This window comes from Kordia sp. (assembly GCF_965224175.1).
Taxonomy (GTDB): domain Bacteria; phylum Bacteroidota; class Bacteroidia; order Flavobacteriales; family Flavobacteriaceae; genus Kordia.
The window spans coordinates 1,849,948-1,873,509 of sequence record NZ_OZ245041.1 but is presented as its reverse complement, the minus strand read 5'-3'; the positions used below and the strand labels follow the sequence as shown (position 1 = coordinate 1,873,509).

Here is a 23,562-nt window from a genome sequence, read left to right as displayed (position 1 = left end):
ATGAAAAACATTGTATGTATCTTCATAATCGCGTTTACATTTGTTAGTTGTAAAAAAGAAATTTTAAAAGAATTTCCGCAAGAAGCATTACAAGAAACAATGCGTACGATTGATGGGAAAGACATAAAATTTGAAGCTGTTCTGTCCAAATACAAAGGAAAAACCGTATTTGTAGACGTATGGGCTTCTTGGTGTGGCGATTGTATAAAGGGAATTCCTGGCGTAAAAGAAATTCAAAAAAATAATCCACAGTTAACATATCTGTTTTTATCTTTGGATCGAAAAGAAACAAGCTGGAAAGCTGGCATTCAAAAACATAACTTAACTGGAGAGCATTACTTTGTACCAACAGGTTTCAAAGGTGCGTTTGGAAAAGCTATAGGACTCGACTGGATTCCAAGATACATGATTATCAATCCAGACGGAAGTATCAAACTTTTTGAAGCCATAAAAACAAATGATGAAGCATTGCAAGAAGCAATCAAACAATAAAAAATAAGAATATGAGACGTAAAATAGTTGCAGGAAACTGGAAAATGAACAATGATCTTTCAGAAACGGAAGCATTATTAAATGACTTAATCGCACAAGTGCCAGATACAGAGGCTAGTGTGATGGTTGCACCAACATACGTAAACCTTTTTCAAGCATTCAATGTATTAAAAGGACATAATGTTGAGGTAATTGCACAGAATATGCATCAAGAAGCCAAAGGTGCATACACCGGTGAAATTTCAGCGAAAATGTTAAAAAGCGTTGGAGTAAATACGGTCATTTTGGGTCATAGTGAACGTAGAGCTTATTTTGGAGAAACAGACGAATTACTGGCTAAAAAAGTAGATGCTGCTTTAGCAAATGAGTTAGAAATTGTCTTTTGTTTTGGAGAAGAATTAGAAGATCGCAAATCTGACAACCATTTTAACGTAGTAGAAAGTCAACTAAAAAATGCACTTTTTCACTTAGAAACTGCTGCTTGGAAAAATATCATACTTGCATACGAACCAGTTTGGGCAATAGGAACAGGAGAAACGGCTTCGCCTGAGCAAGCGCAAGAAATGCACGCGTTTATTCGTAAAACAATCGCTGAAAAATTTGGCGCAGAAGTAGGAAACAATGTTTCTATCCTTTACGGAGGAAGTGTGAAGCCAGCAAATGCTGCTGAAATTTTTGCAAAAGAAGACGTTGACGGAGGATTAATTGGAGGAGCAGCCTTAAAAGCAGCAGATTTTGTTGCTATCATAAACGCAATATAAAGATGTCTACAACATACATTGGATACACATTCAAAGTACAACCTACACAACCAGGAACTGAAATTTTGATTGCAGAATTGGGTTTTGCAGGTTTTGAAAGCTTTGTAGAAAATGAAGAAGGTGTCAACGCATACATTCAAAAAAATGATTGGCACGAAGGAATTTTGGATAATATTCAAATACTTAATAACTCCGAATTTCAAATAAGCTATCTAAAAGAAGAAATTGCACAAGTCAATTGGAATGAAGAATGGGAAAAGAACTTTGAACCTATTGAAGTTGATGGAAAATGTGCAGTGAGAGCGCCATTTCATGAAAAACCTTCCGTTACATACGACATTGTTATTGAGCCTAAAATGAGCTTTGGAACTGGTCATCATGAAACAACGCACATGATGTTACAACACATCTTAAACACAGATGTAGCAGACAAAAAAGTCTTAGACATGGGTTGCGGAACTGGTGTTTTGGCAATATTAGCTGAAATGAAAGGAGCAAAGCCAATTGATGCTATTGATATTGACAATTGGTGCTACCTCAACTCACTAGAAAATGTAGATCGAAACAACTGTCAACATATTTCCGTATATGAAGGCGATGTCTCTTTACTAGATGGTAAAAAATATGATATTATCATTGCGAATATCAACAGAAACATCTTATTGAATGATATTCCTCAATACGCAAACTGCTTAAACGCGAACGGAATACTATTTTTAAGTGGGTTTTATACAGAAGATATTCCTATCATAACAGAAACATGTACTAAAAGCAAGTTAAAATTCGAGGACAAACTTGAAAAAAATAATTGGGTTGCTTTAAAATTCGTAAATTTGCAGTAAAATATTGATGATGAGTACACAAGAAAAAATTAAGGAAGAACTTCTCACCTTAGAAGATGTACAAAAGAACAATGAAATTATATTATATAATGACGACGTCAATACTTTCGATCATGTCATTGAAACACTAATATACGCTTGTGATCATACAGCAGAACAAGCAGAACAATGTTCCATAATTGTACACTACAAAGGAAAGTGCACTGTAAAAACTGGAGCGTACGAAGATTTAAAACCAAGATGTAGTAAATTACTTGAAGCTGGACTTTCGGCTGAAATTATCTGAAACTCCATTAAAATAAACAAATTAGACGATATGCATTCTTAAAAAGAGTGCATATTTTTTTTTGATAAATTTTTAACAAAGCATGTTAAATCTGTTAATTTTTTAAGTATAATTATGTTTTTTAACATTTTATTAGCAATTATTCAATCAAATGCTTACTTTTGGACTGTGTTAAAAATCGCTCCAAACAATTTATAACATTAACTGAAAAAACTTTTTAAAATGAAAAAAATTAAAAGCTTAACCCTACTATTGGCATTGGGATTAGGAATTACTGTCGTATCTTGTAGTAAAGATACTGCTGTAGTAGATCAGGAGCAAGACACAGCTGTAGGAATCTCACAAGATGTTCTTGAAAAAGCTAGATCTCTTCACTTTAACACATTTGACATGCAAGCAACTTCTATGGAAAAGCCAGGAGGAAAACTTGAAGATGGATACATGATTGAAGGTGATATCTTTATGACGCATGATCAATTAATGAACATGGAACTTGGTGGAGACATTACAAGTAAACAATACCGCACAAATAATTTAGTAAATGATGGCGTAATCACGATCATCGGATATACAGGAAATAATTCAAATGGTTTAACAACCAAAATGAGAACAGGACTTCAATGGGCTGTAAATAATTATAACAGATTAAATTTAGACATTAGTTTCCAATTAACATTTGGTACAAACTGGCAAGACAAAGACATGGTAGTTTTCCAAGTACAAGGTGGAGCAGGTGGATCTGCAGGATTTCCTTCAGGAGGAGCACCAAACCAGTTTGTTCGTATCAACTCTGGGTTAAACAGCAGTCTTTATGACAATAATGTTCATGAGCACGTAATCGGACATGAAATCGGACACTCTATAGGATTCCGTCATTCAGATTACTTCAGCAGACAAAGCTGTGGACAAAACACTAATGAAGGAAGCGCAGGAGTTGGAGCAATTCATATTCCAGGAACTCCTACAGGTTGGGATCCAACATCTTTAATGAACGCTTGTTTTAGCTCTAGTGAAGATGGAGAATTCAACGGAAATGATATTACTGCATTACGATTCTTATACTAAGAAACTGCGTAATATCGCATAAAATTAAATTTACAGAATAAAATCGAGAGTGATTTTTAACATAGAAAAGGCGCATGACCAAGCGCCTTTTTGTCATTTATATACTTTTGTGTTTATGGTAGATGTATACATATATGAATGAAAACAATTCAAAAAATCAAACATAATCTGTAACTAAAATAACTTTTCAAGAGAAATATTTTGAATTCACTTTAAAATACAATAAGTCTGCAATAAGTATTTTACAAGATCAACTTTTTTGCAGCATTCAATCCACTAAAAACAGCGCCATCCATATAACCGCCATGAATAGGAGAGGTTTCTGCTCCCGAAAATAACAAACGTCCGTCATGATAAAACTCTTGAAACTTTGAATTCCCGTACCGTGGACTCATATAAATTGACTTAATGTTGGAAGAAGCAGTGTATGAATCTTGCGACCAATCTTTTTCTTCATATGAAAGGTAATTCATGACTTCATCACCTAAATATTTTTTAAGATGCGCTAAAATTTTAGTCTTGCGTTCTTCTGCAGAAACATCACGTAAAGCTTCATTCACAAAACCCATCAATGTATAGTTTTCTTCGTTTACAGAACAATGATCATACAATTCGGTTACACAACTAATTTGCCCAATTAAAGTGCCTGAAAATCCTTTTTTTCTCCAAAAAGGATTCGCAAATGTTACACCAACTTTCATGGCATTACTCATCCAAGTATGTGTATTTTCCATCGCTTCCATAAGTGTTTCAGGAAGTTCAGGAGTAAATGTAATTTGTGTAGCAATTCTTGGCGGAATGGTCACAATAACTTTAGCTGCTTCATACGTACCATTATTAGTTAAAATTGTCACTTGACCTTTTGTTGTTGTAATATTTGAAACCACAGTATTTGTGTGAATCTTTTCTTTGTGAATAGCCGCTAATTTTTCAATCATGGCAGATGAACCGCCAGCAATTCTAAAAGCACTTGGATAACTAGGATCATTCTCAAAGTAATGTGCAGGCGCCATCGAATTATATACCAAAACACTTTTTCCTTGACTATATTGATGAAATCTTTCTATTTGTAAATCATCTAAAAGTGAAGACAAATATTCATGGTGATTCTGAAACCAAGTTGCTCCTAAATCTATGTGATTTTTTGTCAGAATACGTCCGCCAATACGTTCTCGAGCTTCTAAAATCAAAATATCAGTCTTACCTTGCTTATATAATGCATAAGCAGAAGTAAGACCAGATAAACCAGCACCAATAATAATATAAGTAGCTTTTTTTTGTGTCATTAGTGTTCCATTAAGTGTGTACCATGTACAACGGCAGCGCCAGCACGTAACGCAGCAGTAATAAAAGTAACTTCTGCAAGTTCTTCTGGAGTTGCACCAGCTTCTATTGCATGTTTTTTGTGAATCTCCAAGCAATATGGACATTGTGTTGTTAAAGCTACGGCAATTGCCATTAATTCTTTATATTTTTTTGGAATAACACCATCACCAAGTGCAGCCTGATCTAAACTTTGAAAAGCTTTCATTGCAGCAGGTGCGTTTTTCCCTAAAGCTCCTAATTGCTTTAGATTATTCATATTGTACATACTATTTATTTTTTTAAATGAAAAAAGACAAAGTCTAGACAACCTTGTCTTTTATATAACTTTAGTTCTTAGTTTCTTCCAGACATTACACCACCATCTGTATCCCAAATAGCACCCGTAACCCAAGAAGCTTTATCTGATAATAAATATGAAATTGTATCTGCTACATCTTGAGCTTTTCCGTTGCGTCCAATTGGATGAAATCCGTGGAAATTTTGTAAAGCATCATGAGCTTCTTGCTTTCCTCCAAAAACACTTTCGTATACAGGAGTTTCAACAACAGCTGGAGAAACAGCATTCACTCGAATCTTATGATCAGCCAATTCCATTGCTAAATGTTGTGTCAATGAGTGCAAGCCTGCTTTTTGCATTGAATATGCTGAAGAAGGCGTTGCTTTTACAGCTTGTTTTGCCCACATAGAACCTACATTTACAATAGCGCCACCTTGTGTAGTACTCATCTTTTTAGCGGCAGCTTGAGTAATAAAGAAAAAACCTCTATTCAAATCTTGATACGAATCATAATCTGCTACTGTGTGGTCTAAAAATGCTTTTGGTCCAAAAATACCAGACGCATTTACCAAATAATCTAAATTATCTAAGCTGTTAATTTTTTCGTTTAATGCTTCTACTTGTGTAGCGTTTGTAATATCTACTTGGTGTGTGTGCAAATTTTCAGAAGCATCATTCTTAAAAGCTTCTAGTTTTGTAGCGTTAGTTCCAACTATATGTACTTCAACACCTTCGTTTAATAAATTTTGTGCAGTTGCTCTTCCAATTCCACTAGAACCTCCTATTACTAAGGCTACTTTTTTTTCTAATTCTTTCATTTGTTTATTTTTATTTAATTTGAAAAATGAACAGACAAGTCTGTCTTTAATTGTGTAAAATTTTTTATGCTATAATTTGAGTGCATATTTTTTTGGCTTCTTTAATTGGCCAATCTAGTTGATGCAAATGACTTTCGCCAACAGCACTTTCATAGAGTAAATATATTTGTCGAGAAATCGATTGAATTTGTTCAGCTTCTATTGTATCTATATTATTTGTGATGAGTGTTGATATAAATTGAATGAAATTGTTCTTCTGAGTTTGTATTTCACTTCTAATTTTTTCATTATCAAATGGAATTTCAGAAACTGTTTTAATACACCAACAGCCATTAAAATCTTTATCTTGAAAAAATAATTCTAGAAAATCAAAAATGGCAAGTATCTGTGTTTTTCCATTCACTTTGGAAGAAGTAAATGCTTTAATATCCTGAATAAAGGTAGTATTCTTATATCGAAGATAAGCAAGACAAATATCTTCTTTAGATTTAAAATGATTGTAAAGTGTTGCTTTGGCTATTCCTGCTTCTGAAATAATTTCATTTATTCCGGTAGAGTTATATCCGTTCTTATAAAATAAGAATGAAGCAGTTTCAATGATTTTATTTTTTACCTCTGAATGTTTCACAGTGCAAATATATAACATTTTTCTTAAAACAGACAAGTCTGTCTATTTTTTTATAAAAATACCATGTTTTGCTATAGTATCACTAGAGTTTAAGTATTTTGAAATTAGAGTGTAGAAGGGCAGACAAATTCCGTTAAGGGAATATTTGTTTGTTTAATAGCTGCAAATCCACCAGCAACATCAATTACTTTATGAAAACCGCGTGCTTTTAAAATAGAAGCCGCAATTACAGAACGATAACCGCCAGCGCAATGAATATGATATTCTGTAGTAGTATCAATTTCGTTCATATTTTCGTTGATATAATCCAAAGCAAAGTGTTGTACGTTTTCAATATGTTTTGCTTGATATTCTCCGTCTTTACGAACATCTAGTACATTTAAATCATTGTTTTTTAAACGTGTCTCAAAATCTTCTGCAGAAATCGATTCAATGCTAGTAGTATCTCTACCAGAAGCTTTCCAAGCGTTAATTCCGCCTTCAAGATATCCTAATGTATTATCATAACCGACACGAGAAAGACGTGTTATGGCTTCTGCCGATTTTTCTTCAGGAGCAATTAAAACAATAGGTTGTTGCAAATCTTTAATCAAAGCACCAACCCATGGCGCAAATCCTCCATCAAGTCCAATGAATATACTATTTGGGATATGTTCTGTTAAGAAATCTTTTCGATTACGAACATCTAAAACCAAAGCATTTTCTTCATTAGCGATTGTTTCAAACGTATCTGGATGTAAAGGAACATTTCCTTTTTCTAATACTTTTTCAAAAGCAGTATAACCAGCTTTGTTAAGCATGGCATTTTTTGCAAAATATTGTGGAGGTGGTGCAATTCCGTCTAAAACTTCTTCAACAAATTCTTCTTTGGTCATGTTGGCACGTAAAGCATAATTCGTTTGCTTCTGTTCACCTAAAATTCCAACAGTTTCTTTGCTTAAATTTTTTCCACATGCAGAACCAGCTCCGTGCGCAGGATATACTATAATATCATCTGGCAAAGGCATAATTTTTGTACGAAGTGAATCATATAACATACCTGCCAAATCTTCTTTAGTTAAGTCAGATTTAATAGCTAAATCTGGTCTGCCGACATCTCCTAAAAACAAAGTGTCTCCAGAAAAAATAGCATGTTCCTTACCGTTTTCGTCAATCAACAAATACGTAGTAGACTCTAGTGTATGTCCAGGTGTATGTAATACTTTTATCGTAAGATTTCCTATAGAGAACTCTTCATTATCTTTAGCACTATACATTTCATAATCTGTCGTAGCATTTGGTCCAAAAACAATGGTAGCGCCAGTTGCTTTTGCTAAATCTAAATGACCAGAAACAAAATCTGCATGAAAATGTGTTTCAAAAACATACTTAATTTCTACGTTGTTAGCTTTTGCTTTGTCAATATATGCTTGCGTCTCTCGTAATGGATCAATTATTGCAGCTTCTCCATTAGACTCTATGTAATATGCACCTTGTGCTAAACAACCTGTATATATTTGTTCAATCTTCATCCTTAAAATTTTGCAACTACAAATATAGGAAACATTATGATTGTAAATGTTGTATAAATATTCTATTTATTTGTTAAAAGTTTTACTAAGATTGATATGACAATATCAAAAAACGGAGTTCCAAAACACTATATTTATCACGAAATTATAATGAACTATGCCTACAAAAAAGTTTAAAATATGTATCACTATGGCTGGCGCTGTTTCCGCTGGAGCATACACTGCTGGTGTAATTGATTATCTGTTAGAATCATTGCACTTATGGGAGAAAGCCAAAGAACGCAATTTAATTTTAGGAGAAAACCATCCTGACTATGATGATTCTATTCCGATGCATGATGTTGAATTAGAAGTATTAAGCGGAGCATCGGCAGGAGGTATTACAGGAACGTTGACATTATTAAGTTTACTTACTAAAGAACATCAGTTTGTAAATAAAGACAATCCTAATGGAGATCATAATTTATTTTATCAATCTTGGGTAAAGATGGCAGATACTGAAAAGGAAACATCTTTAATGAAGTTATTAAATACTGATGATTTAAAAGATGACGCATATCCAGAATCGTTATTAAATGTAGCACCAATTGAAGCTATTGCAGATCATGCGCTAAAAACAAATGATCAGGTAGCATTTCCTAATTATGTTTCAAAGAGTTTAGATTTGGTACTGACTACTACGAATTTACGCGGATTGAATTTTAAAATTGATTTTAAAGATAGTGATAGTATCATTACAAATCACGGTGGTTTTTTTAGATATAAAATCGCAAATCAAGACATTAAATCAGGTGTTCCTAAAGACGAAAGCTCTTTATATTATGTGTTAGATTTAAAAGATGAAACGCATGTAAACTACTTAAAAGATGCAACTTTAAGTACTTCAGCATTTCCTATAGGATTAAAGTCAAGAGAAATTACAATAGCTAAGGAATATATAGAGCGATATCCAAAATACTTATTTGATAAGAGTAAAGGAATTCGTGTAGAGCATCAAAAAGAATCGTATACGTTTAATTCTGTTGATGGCGGATTGATTAATAACGAACCTTTTGGAATTTGTATGAAAGTGCTTCTTGAAAAAAACAAAACCATAAAAGATGAAGATAATTATGCAATTATTATGGTCGATCCTTTTCCAAATCAAGATCATGAAAGCGATGCATATGATAGTAAGCGAGATATCATTTCCATAGCAAAAGGAATGTTTAAAGCCTTGAGAAATCAAGTAATGTTCAATCAAGATGGAATTTTAGAAGCCTTGTCATTAAGCAATCGAACAAAATTTCTAGTAGAACCTAAACGTAAGCAACAATCTGAGAACGGTCAAGTTCGTTCAAAACAAGATTTAGCTTCCGCGCCTTTAAGTGGTTTTGGAGGTTTTTTGGATGAATCGTTTCGCAAACATGATTTTCATTTAGGGAGAAAAAATTGCCAATCCTTTTTACGTTATTATTTTGCTGTAGAGAATCATAACATAGAAAAACGATTTGGTGCGCCAGTAACGACAAATACTAAAAAACGCTTTTCATTCAGTGATAAAGATGACAAAAATAAAGTTCCGAAGTTTTTTCCAATCATTCCAGATATGCGTGTATTAAATGTTATTGAGAAGAAATTTGATACAGTAACTTATGGTGAAGATGCAAATTTGCCTTATCCAGCATTTCCAAAGTTCAACATGAAAACTTTTGAAACTACTTACAAGAAACCAATTCAGAAACGTATTCGAAAAATAGTAAAAAGTGTTACCAAAAGTAGCTTCTATACGTTTGCCTTTCAATTATTAGGGCAGCGAAAAGCGTATCGCATTGTTCGCAACACTATAAAAAATAGTTTGGAGGAAAGCGAACTTTTATAAGCGTCTGGTTGTTAACTATTTTTTATCTTATATTTACGAAAAAAGAAACCATATGTTTATAATTTTCGGAACCAGAGGAATAAAACACACTGTTAGTGAAAGTCCAGTATTAACCAATAGTTGTCCAAACTGTGATAATGGTACATTAGTTAATAAGTTATACAGAAGATGGTTTACATTATTCTTTATTCCCGTGATTCCTCTAGATGTTGTAGATCGTTTTTACGAATGCAATAACTGTAAAAGTGCTTATAATGAAAAGATAAAAGATCTTTTAGGTCAGTCACAAGCTGTTCGTGATAATGCACAACACCAAGCACGTTATACCTATGCAAAAGCGCTTATTGCTTCTATGACGCATATGTCGGTAATTGATGGAGATTTTGCAGCAGAAGAAGAACGTGAAATTATGGATGCAATAGAACAATTTGATGATATCAAACCAGAGTTGATTCAAATAATGGAACAAGTAAAGCGCGATTTAAATAAAGATAACTTTGTGTTTAACTTATTAAATGAAGCCAGAAATGAACTATCTGCGGAAGCAATTATGAATATATTGGCACAAGCAGGCGTTGTGTTATTAGCAGATGGAATTATTGATAAAGCAGAAGAAGCTTTAATGAAAGATTACCTCATCGCATGCGGACTTCCAAAAGATATGTACAAAACATTAATTGATAAGCTTCAAACAAAAACTGTAGCATCAGATGAAATTGAAGAAGTAAAGCCTCTTTAATTAAAAAATATACAAGAAAGACGAACAATTGTTCGTCTTTTTTTATGCCCAAAAGTTATATGTAGACACTATTATATCTAAAAAAGTAATCGAACAAATAGTTTTTATATGAATACTGAAAATGTTAAAAAAAAGCATGTTTGTTTATTGTGAATCAATATGTTAATACAGGCTTTGTTTACACGTAATTTATAAATTACGTGTACTAATCCTTTTATCCTACCTACACTTTGCCTATGTTTACTGTAGGTTTTTTAGGTTATTTATTCTTCACTAAATTGACATGCTTAAAATTTTAAGTCCGCTAATAGAAGAATATATTTCTTATGCAAAAGGAGTGTTGGGGGACACTCCTTTTTTGTTTTATACTTTAAAACAAACGCTTGTTAACTATTTTTAACGCTTATACAATATTTTAGGACTTATCACACAACATTTACTACTTTAGAGCAAGTTTCAATGAGTATTTTTATTGAGGTTTATTATTCTACAAGAGAAAGGAGTGTTGGGGAACACTCCTTTCGTTTTTGATAGCATTTAGTTTTGTGTATTCTGAAAAGTATAACTATTTGATTTACTGGTTGAAAAGAAAAAAAGCAAAGCGTTTGTCGTCAAAATAACGTCATTCGTCTATACTGTAGCTATGACTGAACGACTTTTAGGAATTCTCTATATTTCAAGAAGTATATTTACACCAGAATATTTAGTATTACGATAATTACAATCTGGTAAATTGTAAAAGAAAACAAGAACTTTTCGTGCCCCGAAAGTTCTTTTTTTGTTTACGATAATTTCAAAAATAAATTAGTTCTCAATACGATTTATTAGTTCACCGATCTATTTTGACCACTTATCTATATATAATTGTATTTTCATCGACTTTGTAACACATGAAATAAATACTAAGCTATATTTGCACTATTAATATTTAGTATTGAAGTGTTAACAATCTGATAAATTGTTTTAAAAAATAAAGAAAGAATCCTTTGCCCTGAGGATTCTTTTTTTATTTATAGACATTTTTGAAATCATATATTTTAGATAAATATGATACTGTTATCGCATAAAATTGACCATTCGTCTATATTATCCTCATAATTGATCGACTTTGTAAATAAAGAGTACTTTATACGACTATATTTACATCATAATATTTAGTATTACGGTATTTAACAATCTGATAAATTGTATTAAAAATAAAAAGAGAATCCTTTGCCCTGAGGATTCTCTTTTTATTTGTAGGTATTTTGCTCGTTAATCGAGATTTAAATGCTCCAACACTTGCGTCGAAATATTTTTAATTGTTTAGTCAGCTACTTCTTTTCTTCTTTAAGGAAAGTGTTTTGAAAATCTTGCATTTTCATTTGATTAATCTCGTCTTTAGATGTTCCTTTTTGATGTTCTAGATAGCCATTAAATACGTGACTTAGATATAAAGGTGATGTTGGCTGACTTCCACTGAAACTCTTTGCATTGTGGCAGGATAAGCAATTTGCCAAGTTACTTGCATCAATACTTGATAAGCTTGTATTAAATGTTTGTGTATACGTTTCCATAGAAATATTGGCAGAGTTCAAAGAACCTCTTGCTACCGATCCTGGCGTTGCACTTCCTAAACCAAAACCTTCTTCTTTAAGTAAAGCAACTTGTTCTTCAGGAGTTAAACCATCTGTATTAATCCAAATCGAACCATCATAAGCATAATTATTCCATACGTCGTCTAATTTTCCAGCAACACATGTATTAATCTCTTTAATGTTATTGAAATTTTTTGGCTCCGACTGACTTGTTTTCATAAAGTTTTTAGTTGGTGCGCCTTTCACTCTTGGGACTCCATATTCAAAAAGTGTATATGCTTCACTTGCAGCTGTCGGCGCTCCAGTTTTGGAGTCCCAATATATTCCATCAATATTAGAGACACTACCTTCTTTGAATAATAGCATTTGTGAATCAGCGCTAGCAGTTCCTTTGCTCCAATCGAAAGCAGGAGCAAGATTATTGTGTTCAAAGGTTGCCCAAATAAATTCTGGATGATTTTCTACAACTCCTACAACATGCATTCCTAACATGGCAACTTCTGTAGTAGTTCCGTCCAAGCTCGCATTAGTTGTGTAGTAATTTGGAAGGTCTTCTTCAGGAATCACATCTGTAGAAATCCAAGATGTTTTCAATTCAAGTGATCCTACAGGAAATGTTTTTGAATTTGCTGAATCTAATTTTTGACTAACCAATTCAGCAGCATATTTTTTAGCAGAATCGTACATAGTAGAATTCATAAAAATGGCATAGTACACGGTTCCTTCCTTACCATTCGTGTTAAAGTTTGGATTTGATTTTAAAATTCCGCCAGATCCAGCTTGTCCTTCTTCCGAAGCCGATAGTACAACTTTTGTCCCAGATGGAACCGTTACTGGGTTCATAAAAGGATCAACTTGGTTGATACTGCTATCTCTTAAAAATAGAGGAGTTGTGTCACTTGCGCTTGCAGGTACAGTGAGCCACAAGAATTTTTGCCATGACCATTGGTGAAAAATACAGTTTGTTGTTTCACTAGCAGCAAAAGGACTATCTGCGCCTTCTGCTGGTGCTTGTGTATTAGCGTGAGGAAACCAACTAGAATCACATTCGCAAGGAGTTGGTTTTGTGTTGACTTCAGCTAAATCGTAGGTTGTTTGAGCATTTGCATTAGAAGAAGAAGTTTCAGTATCTTCATTTTGTTTGTCTTTCTTTTTTTCTTCACAAGAAGTTAGAAATAGAATAGTTACACAAAGCAGTGCAATGGTTTTGAATAAAGTCTTCATTGTTTTGTTATTAATATGGTTGGTGTTAAGGTGTAATTTGATAATTCAAATTTCATAAAAAGAATAGATATATACTAGCGTATAAATACTTGATTTATACTGCAGGCATACAATTACTTACGATAGAAAGTTAAGAAAATACTATGTGTGAAGTAAAAAAGTAAGTGTGAAAGTGTATTGTAAGTGTTTGATAATTATGGAGTTTCAATCCTTGTGATGGTGTCAGCTAGTTTTAGAATTGTAGGCATACGATGTTCTCCATGGAATAATTTTACTTTTTCTAAAACAATTTCTTTGTCTATTCCGATACAAGAAATAAATAATGGACTTTCGCTCGTTCCACGAGTAATTGGTGTAGCCACTTTTTCGGTATGAATGAATGATTTTTTGGCTATACCTATTATTGGCATTTTTTGATCTAAAGCTTCCCATAGATAACCGCCTAAGCCATATTTCCCATCATTATGAACAAATACATGTCCGTCAATAATAATAGCTTCTATTTCGTCGAGATTCACTTGTTTTAAGACTTCTAGTATGCAAGGCAATTCACGTTTGTAAAATTCACCAGAAACATACGGTTCAACTTCCTCAATTTTTGCAGTATATATTTGAGTTGCTGTTTCGTCTGCCCAATCAAATGCTACGCAAACAGCTTTTGCATAGGTTTCTTTGTAGTGAATGTCTATTGCTAATATCATTCAACAAAGCTATTAAATTATAAAAGAAAACCGCTAGTTTTTGCTAGCGGTTTATTTGTAATTACTTTCTTGGATAGCGTAAATCTTGAGCTTTTATGGTGTAGTCAAAAGCTTTATTTCCGTCAGAATCGTAAATTGTTAGTAACAGTGTGCGTTCTCTTCGTTTTCCAGAAACATCAATGATTCCAAAATTACGATTGTAAAATGTTTTTCCTTGTACTTGTCTTGTATTCCCTTCATCTCTTGGACTGTGAGTTCCTGCGGTAAGTGGAGAACAAGTGATATCAATTAATGGATACGCATCTTTGCGTTCCAATCTTGAAATTTCTGTGTGATGTCTGTCACCACTTATAAATATAACACCTTCAATTCTTGAGTCATTTAGGCGTTTTAATAATTCAGCATGTTCTGTTGGGTATGTTGCATAGTTTTCAAATTTAGCAACATCACTAATTACTTGTCCGCCATTAATAATTACTTTAAAGGTTGCTCTACTGCTAGTTAAAGCGTCAATAAGCCAATCTAGTTGTTGTTTTCCTAAATATGCTTTGTCTTTATTTGGATCTCTATTTGGCGCTCTGTGGTACCGATCATCTAGCATGAAGAATTCCACATCATTCCAAGCAAAATGTTGCATAACACCGCCATTTCCGGCAGCATTTGTATTTAAATTTCCCCAGTAATCATTAAATGTTTGTTCTGTAAGCTTTTTATTTACATAACTACGATCTGCATCATTTGGACCAAAATCATGATCATCCCAAGTGGCGTAATGATGAACACTTCCTAGCAAAGCTTGTAATTCTTTGGTGGCGCGTGTATGTCTGTATCGATGGCGAATTCCTGTATTTGTCATAAAATCAGGTGTTCGTAAATACATATTGTCTCCAACCCATAACATTAAATCAGGATTTTTATCAAGAATTGAATTGAAAATTTGATATTTTCCACCGTAAGGTTTCGGACGATCGTCTTTTTTTTCATTAATAAAACTACAAGAACCTAAAGCAATTTTAAAATTTGGTGGATCTGTACGGAACTGCCATAAAGTTTGTGTTTGAAACTCTAATTTATAATCACGTGGAATGTATACATCATTGATATATAACTTGTATGTATATGTTTTTCCATAATCAACTTCATTTGGAGTCAATTTAGCAATCAAATCTCCTTGCGTAGTTGTTGAAACTGTTTCTGTGAATTTTTCGGTTTCACCTTCTGTAAAATATCCTATTTTTACGTTTGCAGGTGCTGTGGTTTGTACCCAAATCAACGCTTCTCTAAAATCTGAATATCCAACCATTGGTCCAGATTGTAATAGATTTTGTTGTGCGATACTTACAAAAGTGAAAAGTAAACACAATACAGTAAAAAAGTTCTTCTTCATGTTAGTTATCTTAAATTGATAGCAAATTTCTTGATAAATTTATACAAGTAGTTTAAATCTAAGTTATGAATTGCAATAATACGCTTTCTTAATTATACAGAGAACCTCAACAATCAATTTCGAAAATTATAAATATATTTAGATAGAATTTATACGAATTGAGAATGCTAGAGCCATTAATTTTTTATAAAAATCCAAAGCGACGAAAGCGAAAAATGGTGTTTTCATCTTTTACAATGCTTATGGCGTTCGTACTTATTTATTATTTACCTTATGCAGTTGTGTGTGTGTCAATGGGATTTGTAATTGCGATAGAGTTATATTTACTATACTTTTTTATGGCTAACAAATCAACAGTTATTGTGAATGAGAAAGGCATTAAAAGCAACGTAAATGGAATATGAGTGATTCCTTGGGAATTAATTGAAGGATTTGAAATAAAAGATGGAATTAATTTTACCGCTTTGGTAGTTAAAATAAACAATCTAGAAGCTTTTTTTGCGAATAAAACAGTTTCATCAAGGGAATTATGAAATCAAACATACGACGTTTTGCAAGTCCAGCTGTAATTCCTGAATCAGAATTTAATGTGTCATTAGTGGAAGCAATTAAAATGATAACAGCATACAAGAATGCATTATCATCATGAATTTAAAAAATACAGACAGATTCCCGCAAAAGTTATAATTACGATAATAGCACTTAAAAATCCTATAATAAAGCCTTTTAAAAACAATAATTTTTCCTGATTCATCATATATATTATAAAAAAAGCAAAGCGGTAGACGTCACCCTTACCGCTTTGCCAGCCTAAAAATAATGCATTAGGTTTCCCCTAAACCTAAAAATAAGAGAGATAACACATTTTGCACTTGCTCAGCCTTCCCAGGTGCCGAGCGTGAAAAATTAAAAACTTAATGAAAAAAATTAACGCATCATGTGTTGATCTCTCATCCCCATTTTGAACTTGTATACTAACTACTTATTTTTCTTTTTCATGATATGTAATTTACAGGTTCTGGTGTCTTGAGTATCTTTTCCCAAAAGTCACTGTAGAAATTTGGTGTTTTTAATAATGTTTTATGATTGCCATGTACTTTGGTTTCGCCTTCTTGAATTACATAAATTTCGTCAGCAATTTGCTTTAAATAATGTAAGTGATGCGAAATAAAAATAATGGTGATTTTTGATTTTAATTGTTTCAATAATTCAAAGACAAAGAGTTCTGTTTTCTTGTCCATGGTTGCAGTAAATTCATCTAAAATAAGCAATTGCGGTTTTTTGTAAAGGACTCTAATTAATGCCAATACTTGCTTTTGCCCGTTTGATAAATTCATACCACCTTTTCCAAGCATAGTGGCGTAACCTTTGGGTAAACTCTTAATAAAATTTTCAAAGCCATATTCTGTAATAAATGCATCTACATTTTGAAGCGTATCTTCTTCTCCCAGTACAATATTATCAAAAACAGTATTTGGGAAAATAGGAACTTCTTGTGGAATAACGCCTATTATATTTCGCCAGTCTTTTGTTAAAACTTGCTTTAGTGGAATTTCTTTGTTGACTAAAATTTCCCCTTTTGTATGTGTGTAAAATTTTTGCATGATTTGGCTCAAAGTACTTTTTCCACAGCCGCTTTCTCCAACAATAGCAACACATTGCTTTTTTAATATTTTAATATTTATATTATTTAATACTTGCTTTTTGCCAGAAAAACTAAAGGAAACATCTTTTATTTCTAAGGATTTAAATTTAGTCAAAGGCGTTTTTCCTGTGGCTTCTTCTTCCAGAGCAATAAACTCGTGCATTCTGTCAAACGCTACTTTTGCTTCGTTAATAGGAATAGCAACTAAAGCTAAACTCGCTACCGATGGCAGTAAGGTAAACGCAATACATAATACAGCTGTCAATTCGCCAATAAGCATAACTTCATTATATACTTGCAGTGAACTATACAGTAAAACACTCATTAAAAATAACACGCCAAATACACTTGAAAACAATGATAATCGAACATTGATTTTGCCTAATTGAAATATCTTATCTTGAAAATTTCCGTAAATACGTCTATTTAATTTTTGAAAAACACTTTGTCTATTGGTATTTTTTATGATTGATATATTTTGTAACGAACTGATATAATTACTTTCATTGTCCGTACAACTGTGCATGATTTCTTTTTGTGCTACAATAATTTTTGTATTAAAGGCATACATTAAAAGAAAATAAAAAGGCAAACTAATAGAAGCAATCAAGCCAATTTGCCAAGAATAGTAAAATAAAAAACCAAGTGATACAATGGAAACTAGCGAATTGATAACTACGTTTCCAACAACAACTTTAATTACATTTTGAATGCGTTGTGTATCGTTGAATCTAGCTACTAATTCTCCAATCTTTTGCGTATCAAAGAACGGTTTAGGTAAACTTAACAACGAAGTATAAAATCGATCAATAATTCGATTGTTTACATTTTTGCTTTGCGAAATTAAAAAGCCATCACGAATAGTTGTAAAATATACTTTTATCAACAACAAAGCAGTAACAATAATAATGCTGAAAATAAGTGAACTCGTATCTTTTGAAGGTAATATGTTATCAATAAGTTGTTGTGCAAAAACGGCAATACTCATTCCTAAAACGGCAATACAAATTCCTAAAAGAATACTGTAGCCTATCGTTTTATGATCTGGCTTTAAAATATTTAAAAACCATCTTTTTCTCAGCTCATGTCGCTTATTGAACTTTTCAGAATTTTCATCAATCGTTACTGATTGAATCACTTGGTATATAATTCCAAATGCCAAAATCAAAATTGCTAAAATTAAAATATATATAATATTGTTAAGTTTCATTATCTTGAAAGTTAAAGATTGAACAACTACTATTTATACCATAAATTCCTGCTGATTTTAATTTTGTTGATACGCTACTAGCTGTTTGGTAGGACAACTAGTAGCTCGTTAATCAACAACCATACTTTTTTAAAAAAGTATTCGTCAATCTAAATATTCACAAACTATACATTTCATAAAGAAATCGGCAAAACTCTATTAAATGTGTCTCTTAGAGTGTAAATAATTCAGATCTTCTTCTACGAAGTTTGTTATGAAAACTCCATATGCTTTCTGAATAGTTTAATCATTTTTATTACTGTAAATGTAAGCGTAAAGTTTGCCTAAAAACAAGAGAAGCTATTCACGATTTATAAATCTTTCATAAATTTTTATAAAAAATGAGTAACTTACAAGTGTTAAAAAACTTACCCTAAGTTACACGTACACATCATACACTAACCATTCATGATTCGTAAAAGAAAAACATTTAAAATATCAATGTTTACAGTAGTATTGCAGCTTTTTTGTATTGCTATGGTTGCACAAAACTCTACTGCAAAAGACAAGATTGATTCTACTCAAAACGAAAGTATTGCTATTAAAACTAATCCTAAAAGATACCACGAGCTAGAAGTGGCATTGCAAAAAGCGAAGCAGACAGAAAACACTTCTGAAGTCGCTAATGCATATTTAGATCATTCTGAATTCTTCTTAAAATATTCTGATATTTTGTGTACAAAGTATAGTGATAGTATTATACTTCTAACAAAAGATTTAAAGAATAATGAAAAATTTCCAGCCGAAGGATACAACCAAAAAGGAAGGTATTATTACCGAATTGGGAAATATAAATTAGCATTAGATAATTTTACGACAGGATTAGATCGTGCAAAAGAAAATACGGCACTTCATCAAACCATAAATCTTAATATAGGTTTAATTAAAAATACAATACAGCGTCATCAGGAATCTAAAAAAATATTTAAGAAGTATCTTTATTTTTTAGAATCTAGTGGAGAAAAAGATTCAAATCATCGTTATAACAGAGGATTATTTGCTCTTTCACATGCCTTTACCTATACAGGAGAATTAGATTCTGCTACCTATTATATAGAGAAAGGAATAAAAAATACAATTGCGACAAATGATAAGGTTGGCTATGATTATTTTGTGTTAAATTCTGGAATTAATTCATACTTCAAGAAAGATTACAACGTAGCATATGATAGTTTGATTCGAGCAAAAGAATTGTTTGAAAATGATGAAAGTCAAATTATTTCATTAGCATTTGCACATCTATTTCTAGGAAAAACCAATAAAGCCCTCAAAAAGAGTAGCATCAATCATTTTATAAAAGTAGATTCTATACTAGAAGTCACAAAAGATGTAATGCCAGAATTGCTAGATGCTTACGATTACATAAAAGATTATTATGCAGCAAAAGGAGACAATGTAAATCTTCCTCATTATCAGGCGCAGGAAATAAAATTTCGTAAAATTTCTCAGCATAATTACGAAGATTTGGTAAAAGATATTGTAACAAATTATGATAATAAAATCCTAGAGAAAGAAAGAGATAGAATCATTAGAGAGATTAAGGATCAAGATAATATCATTATCATAATATTATTATCATTATTGTTGGCTTTTGCTGGTGCGATATATTATTTCTTCAGAAAACAAGTGATTCATAAAAAACGTTTTCACAAGCTATTAGAAGAACAGCAAAAGAAAAAAGAACTCGCAACAGAGAAAAAGTCAGTGGTTCCTGTGACAGAAAATAATATAAAAGAGCTGTCTGAAGATTTAGTGAACGATATCTTGACTAAACTTGAAAAGTTTGAAGCAACCAATAAGTTTGTTAAGAAAAAATATACGTTGCCGCAATTGGCAAAAGAGTTAAACACGAACGGAACTTACTTATCTAAAGTCATCAATGAAACAAAAAAGGTAAACTTCTCAAACTATTTAAATCAGTTACGAATTGAATACGCTATAGAGCAAATTACCAATAATTCTATTTTTAGAGAATATACTATAAAAGCGATTGCAGAAGAATGCGGATTTAAGACACAACAATCATTTTCAGCTGCTTTTTATAAAAAGACAGGAATAAAACCATCATTCTTTATTCGACAGCTGAAAAATAAGGGTTAAGTGTTAAGCGTTTGATATTAAGTTGTTTGAGTTATTGTTTTGTATGTAAAATTTATAAATATTTCATAATTTCATTTGGATTTTACTATAGTAAGGTTATACATTTGAGTATAACATTAAAACAAAAGAAGGATGAGAAACCAAACCAAATCCCTAAACAAATTATTGCTCTCTAAAGTTAAAATAGCTAAAGTAAGCGAGCAGGAAATGATCTTGGGTGGCGATCGTAGTAAACGTGGGACCAACTCAAAAACAGGAGATTCCAGACAGAATTTACAATTTATACAAGCTGCTATTGTGATGATGTGAACTCGTATTAGATTCCTGAAAGTGTATAAGTCATTTACCGAGACTTGTACACTTATTAATTTTTAAAAACTATGATTAAAAGAGTACTACTAGTTGTTTTTATATTATTGACAAGCTGTGCTAAAGAAACTACAGTTTCTTTTCAAAGAACAGTACCAACATATATTGAAAGCAATACTTCTGAAAAATATCATGGAAAAGAAATTATTGATGTGTTTAGACCACTTGAGAATTTGAAAGATTCTACAGTTCTCAATTGGTACAAGAAAGAAGCTACTTACGCGCAAAGTATATTGCAAAATATTTCAGGACGTGAGTTGCTTCAAACGAAAACAAATGACACTAGTATTGAAATTACGCAACTAACCTTTACGAATGATAATCATTATTATTACTTAAAAAAAACAACTTCTGAAAACCACGCAAAATTATACTGCAAATATCAACTAGAAGGAGAAGAAGTATTAATTTTTGATCCAGAAACGTATGAAAATCAATCAAAAAACAACTATTATATCAACTATTTTAATCCAAGTTGGAATAATACTAAAATAGTGATAAGCCTTTCCAAAGATGATGAAGAAATCTCAGAAATGATTATCCTAGACACTAAAACGAAAAAAAAATATTCACAGACTATACAAAATGTTTGGCCATCGGCGCTTGGCGGAGTTCGTTGGTTATCGGATGATAGCGGATTTTTTTATGAATACATTCCAGAGATCAATCGTGATGCTGATGATTATTTAAAAAATGTACAGACCATTTTATACAAATTGGGTACGAATCCTAATAATAGAATTGTTTATTTTTCTAAGGCGAATAATCCTGAGATCAAAATGAATTCGGCTGATTTTCCAGAAGTCATCGTGCAAAATCAAAACGATAAATATTTGTTCAGTAATGTTTCTGGCGCAAGTGCCTATTATGAGTATTACTATACAGAATATGACAATTTATACAATACAAAAATAGAGTGGAAGCCTTTGTTTAAACAGGAAGATAAAATTCCGTTTTTCTATGTAGATCAAGATGATTTATACTTTTTGACTGCGCATGAAGCTTCTAATTTTAAAATATGTAAAACCTCATTAAAAAATCCAGATGTACGAAGTGCAGAAGTTTTAGTAGCGGAAAATCCAGATGCTACCATTACAGATTTTGTGGTGACCAAACAAGGATTATTCTTCGTGAAAACTAAAAATGGAGTTTCATCAAAACTCTATAAATGGGTTGAAGGCACTATTGAAGAGATTTCAATTCCTAAACCTGCAGGCGCTATTTATTTAATTGCAAAAGGACCAACTTTTAGTGATTTATGGATAGAAATTAGTGGTTGGACAACCAATGAAGTTCGCTACAGATATAATGCAGAGAAAAATACTTTTATTGAAGAAAATATTTATCCAAAAACAACAAAAAAGAATTATGATGATATCGTTGTTGAAGAAGTTGAAGTGCGTTCGCATGATGGCGAGTTAATTCCGCTATCGTTGATCTATCATAAAAACATTCAAAAAAATAAAAATAATCATGTATTAATGCGCGGTTATGGTACTTATGGTATTTCTTTAAGTCCAGAAGTGAACAGTATGATGATGCAATGGATTGATAAAGGCGGTATTTATGCTGTAGCTCATGTGCGCGGTGGTGGCGAAAAAGGCGATACTTGGCACAAAGCAGGTTTTAAAAAAACGAAGCCGAATACTTGGAAAGATTTTATTGCTTGTACGGAATATTTGATTGCTGAAAATTATACAAATCCTAAAAAAATAGCTGCTTGGAGTTCCAGTGCTGGCGGAATCCTTATTGGTCGCGCTATCACAGAACGTCCTGATTTGTATGCTGCAGCTATTGTGCGTGTTGGTAAGTTAAATACGTTGCGTTCTGAAAACACACCTAATGGGCTTAATGGTATCAAAGAATACGGAACAGTAAAAAATGCAACAGAGTTTGAATCTTTGTTAGAAATGGATGCTTATCATCATATAAAAGACAATACAAATTATCCGGCGTTGTTACTCACAGCAGGAATGAACGATACCAGAGTTCCTATTTGGCAACCTGGGAAATTCGCAGCTCGTATGATCAAAGCAAATGCTTCTAATCGTCCAGTTATTTTTAATGTAAATTTTAAAAGCGGACATGGATTTGATGCAAGTGCCGAGAAACGAAGAGAAGAATCACAAGATATTTTATCATTTGCTTTTTGGCAAACTGGCCATGAAGATTTTACACTGAAATAAAGTATTTTGATAAAGATATATCATTCTTTCTTTTAGATTAGGGAAGAATGTAACAATAATAAAAATTGCTATTTTCTTATTAAAAAATTGAGAATACGCATATTTTTACTAACTCAATCCAAAGAAAAGTCAGGCAAATTGTCTGGCTTTTCGCTTTATAGAGGATTTGTATGAAGTGTGTTTTACTCGATAATCGAGATTTAAATACTCCGATGTTTGCGCCAAAATGTTTTTAATTGTTTCCATTCAATGCTTTGCGTACTTACTTCGAATATTAATCTAAAATGTAAAAATCCTACGCTATATATGTATAGCGTAGGATTTTTATATTTCTTAATTATACTCAGTTCTTAACCTCTGCGAGGTGAATTGTCAATTTTTCTAGGTTGAACAGGAGTCGTTTCTTCTGTGCATGTAGTATTAGCTATTCCACCAAGAAGTGTTTCCATTTGATAAAACTTTAAAACCTTAGTTTTTTTCAACTTTAAAGTTTTTTGACTTTTTTGATTTTTCATAAT

21 protein-coding genes are annotated in these 23,562 nt (G+C 32.2%); 10 read left to right on the top strand and 11 right to left on the bottom strand.

Annotated elements, in window-relative coordinates:
• From ACOQOS_RS08245 to ACOQOS_RS08225, 5 genes are all read left to right on the top strand, one after another.
• On the top strand, positions 1-492 hold the full coding sequence (locus ACOQOS_RS08245; protein ID WP_420574495.1) for a TlpA family protein disulfide reductase: 492 nt from the start codon (positions 1-3) through the stop codon (positions 490-492).
• 11 nt (positions 493-503) lie between these two features.
• The gene (tpiA, locus tag ACOQOS_RS08240; RefSeq protein ID WP_420574494.1) at positions 504-1,253 is read left to right on the top strand and encodes a triose-phosphate isomerase; all 750 of its coding nucleotides are present in this window, start codon (positions 504-506) and stop codon (positions 1,251-1,253) included.
• A gap of 2 nt (positions 1,254-1,255) precedes the next feature.
• Entirely contained in the window at positions 1,256-2,095 is an 840-nt protein-coding gene (gene prmA, locus ACOQOS_RS08235; RefSeq protein ID WP_420574493.1) for a 50S ribosomal protein L11 methyltransferase, read from the top strand.
• Between the two features lie 10 nt (positions 2,096-2,105).
• Entirely contained in the window at positions 2,106-2,381 is a 276-nt protein-coding gene (locus ACOQOS_RS08230) for an ATP-dependent Clp protease adaptor ClpS (protein ID WP_420574492.1), read from the top strand.
• A gap of 222 nt (positions 2,382-2,603) precedes the next feature.
• Complete coding sequence (locus ACOQOS_RS08225; RefSeq protein ID WP_420574491.1) at positions 2,604-3,446, top strand: M57 family metalloprotease; 843 nt, start codon at positions 2,604-2,606, stop codon at positions 3,444-3,446.
• Positions 3,447-3,688: 242 nt separating this feature from the next.
• Here the strand turns inward: ACOQOS_RS08225 and ACOQOS_RS08220 are convergent, their stop codons facing one another.
• The 5 genes from ACOQOS_RS08220 to ACOQOS_RS08200 form a co-directional block, all read right to left on the bottom strand.
• The gene (locus ACOQOS_RS08220) at positions 3,689-4,732 is read right to left on the bottom strand and encodes a flavin monoamine oxidase family protein (RefSeq protein WP_420574490.1); all 1,044 of its coding nucleotides are present in this window, start codon (positions 4,730-4,732) and stop codon (positions 3,689-3,691) included.
• The gene (locus ACOQOS_RS08215; protein WP_420574489.1) at positions 4,732-5,028 is read right to left on the bottom strand and encodes a carboxymuconolactone decarboxylase family protein; all 297 of its coding nucleotides are present in this window, start codon (positions 5,026-5,028) and stop codon (positions 4,732-4,734) included. Before ACOQOS_RS08215 ends, ACOQOS_RS08220 begins: the two co-directional genes overlap by 1 nt.
• Positions 5,029-5,105: 77 nt before the next feature.
• Positions 5,106-5,867 (bottom strand): SDR family NAD(P)-dependent oxidoreductase, encoded by a 762-nt coding sequence (locus ACOQOS_RS08210; RefSeq protein ID WP_420574488.1) that lies wholly within the window; start codon positions 5,865-5,867, stop codon positions 5,106-5,108.
• A gap of 64 nt (positions 5,868-5,931) precedes the next feature.
• Positions 5,932-6,495 (bottom strand): TetR/AcrR family transcriptional regulator, encoded by a 564-nt coding sequence (locus ACOQOS_RS08205; protein ID WP_420574487.1) that lies wholly within the window; start codon positions 6,493-6,495, stop codon positions 5,932-5,934.
• Between the two features lie 104 nt (positions 6,496-6,599).
• Positions 6,600-8,006: an MBL fold metallo-hydrolase gene (locus ACOQOS_RS08200; protein WP_420574486.1), complete on the bottom strand. Its 1,407-nt coding sequence runs from the start codon at positions 8,004-8,006 to the stop codon at positions 6,600-6,602.
• Positions 8,007-8,163: 157 nt separating this feature from the next.
• Here ACOQOS_RS08200 and ACOQOS_RS08195 point away from each other — a divergent pair, with 157 nt between their 5' ends.
• Both ACOQOS_RS08195 and ACOQOS_RS08190 read left to right on the top strand, forming a co-directional pair.
• Complete coding sequence (locus tag ACOQOS_RS08195; RefSeq protein WP_420574485.1) at positions 8,164-9,867, top strand: hypothetical protein; 1,704 nt, start codon at positions 8,164-8,166, stop codon at positions 9,865-9,867.
• A 52-nt stretch (positions 9,868-9,919) separates the two neighbouring features.
• A complete protein-coding gene (locus ACOQOS_RS08190; RefSeq protein ID WP_420574484.1) occupies positions 9,920-10,606 on the top strand; it encodes a zinc-ribbon domain-containing protein in 687 nt (228 codons plus the stop codon).
• A 1,313-nt stretch (positions 10,607-11,919) separates the two neighbouring features.
• Here the strand turns inward: ACOQOS_RS08190 and ACOQOS_RS08185 are convergent.
• The 5 genes from ACOQOS_RS08185 to ACOQOS_RS08165 form a co-directional block, all read right to left on the bottom strand.
• The gene (locus ACOQOS_RS08185; RefSeq protein ID WP_420574483.1) at positions 11,920-13,407 is read right to left on the bottom strand and encodes a hypothetical protein; all 1,488 of its coding nucleotides are present in this window, start codon (positions 13,405-13,407) and stop codon (positions 11,920-11,922) included.
• 194 nt (positions 13,408-13,601) lie between these two features.
• Complete coding sequence (locus ACOQOS_RS08180) at positions 13,602-14,108, bottom strand: endonuclease V (RefSeq protein WP_420574482.1); 507 nt, start codon at positions 14,106-14,108, stop codon at positions 13,602-13,604.
• A gap of 61 nt (positions 14,109-14,169) precedes the next feature.
• Positions 14,170-15,495, bottom strand: coding sequence for an alkaline phosphatase D family protein (locus ACOQOS_RS08175; protein ID WP_420574481.1), 1,326 nt, complete (start codon positions 15,493-15,495; stop codon positions 14,170-14,172).
• 271 nt (positions 15,496-15,766) lie between these two features.
• Positions 15,767-15,979: a hypothetical protein gene (locus tag ACOQOS_RS08170; RefSeq protein ID WP_420574480.1), complete on the bottom strand. Its 213-nt coding sequence runs from the start codon at positions 15,977-15,979 to the stop codon at positions 15,767-15,769.
• 511 nt (positions 15,980-16,490) lie between these two features.
• Positions 16,491-18,350 carry a peptidase domain-containing ABC transporter gene (locus tag ACOQOS_RS08165; RefSeq protein ID WP_420574479.1) on the bottom strand — a complete coding sequence of 620 codons (1,860 nt, stop codon included), beginning with the start codon at positions 18,348-18,350 and terminating at the stop codon, positions 16,491-16,493.
• A gap of 447 nt (positions 18,351-18,797) precedes the next feature.
• Here ACOQOS_RS08165 and ACOQOS_RS08160 point away from each other — a divergent pair, with 447 nt between their 5' ends.
• The 3 genes from ACOQOS_RS08160 (at position 18,798) to ACOQOS_RS08150 (ending at position 23,044) form a co-directional block, all read left to right on the top strand.
• Positions 18,798-20,489, top strand: a complete 1,692-nt coding sequence (locus tag ACOQOS_RS08160) for a helix-turn-helix domain-containing protein (RefSeq protein WP_420574478.1) — start codon at positions 18,798-18,800, stop codon at positions 20,487-20,489.
• A gap of 132 nt (positions 20,490-20,621) precedes the next feature.
• Positions 20,622-20,798: a hypothetical protein gene (locus ACOQOS_RS08155; RefSeq protein ID WP_420574477.1), complete on the top strand. Its 177-nt coding sequence runs from the start codon at positions 20,622-20,624 to the stop codon at positions 20,796-20,798.
• A 71-nt stretch (positions 20,799-20,869) separates the two neighbouring features.
• The gene (locus ACOQOS_RS08150; protein WP_420574476.1) at positions 20,870-23,044 is read left to right on the top strand and encodes a prolyl oligopeptidase family serine peptidase; all 2,175 of its coding nucleotides are present in this window, start codon (positions 20,870-20,872) and stop codon (positions 23,042-23,044) included.
• A gap of 350 nt (positions 23,045-23,394) precedes the next feature.
• Here ACOQOS_RS08150 and ACOQOS_RS08145 read toward each other — a convergent pair whose 3' ends face one another.
• Positions 23,395-23,526 (bottom strand): hypothetical protein, encoded by a 132-nt coding sequence (locus ACOQOS_RS08145; RefSeq protein ID WP_420574475.1) that lies wholly within the window; start codon positions 23,524-23,526, stop codon positions 23,395-23,397.
• Between the last annotated feature and the right edge of the window lie 36 nt (positions 23,527-23,562).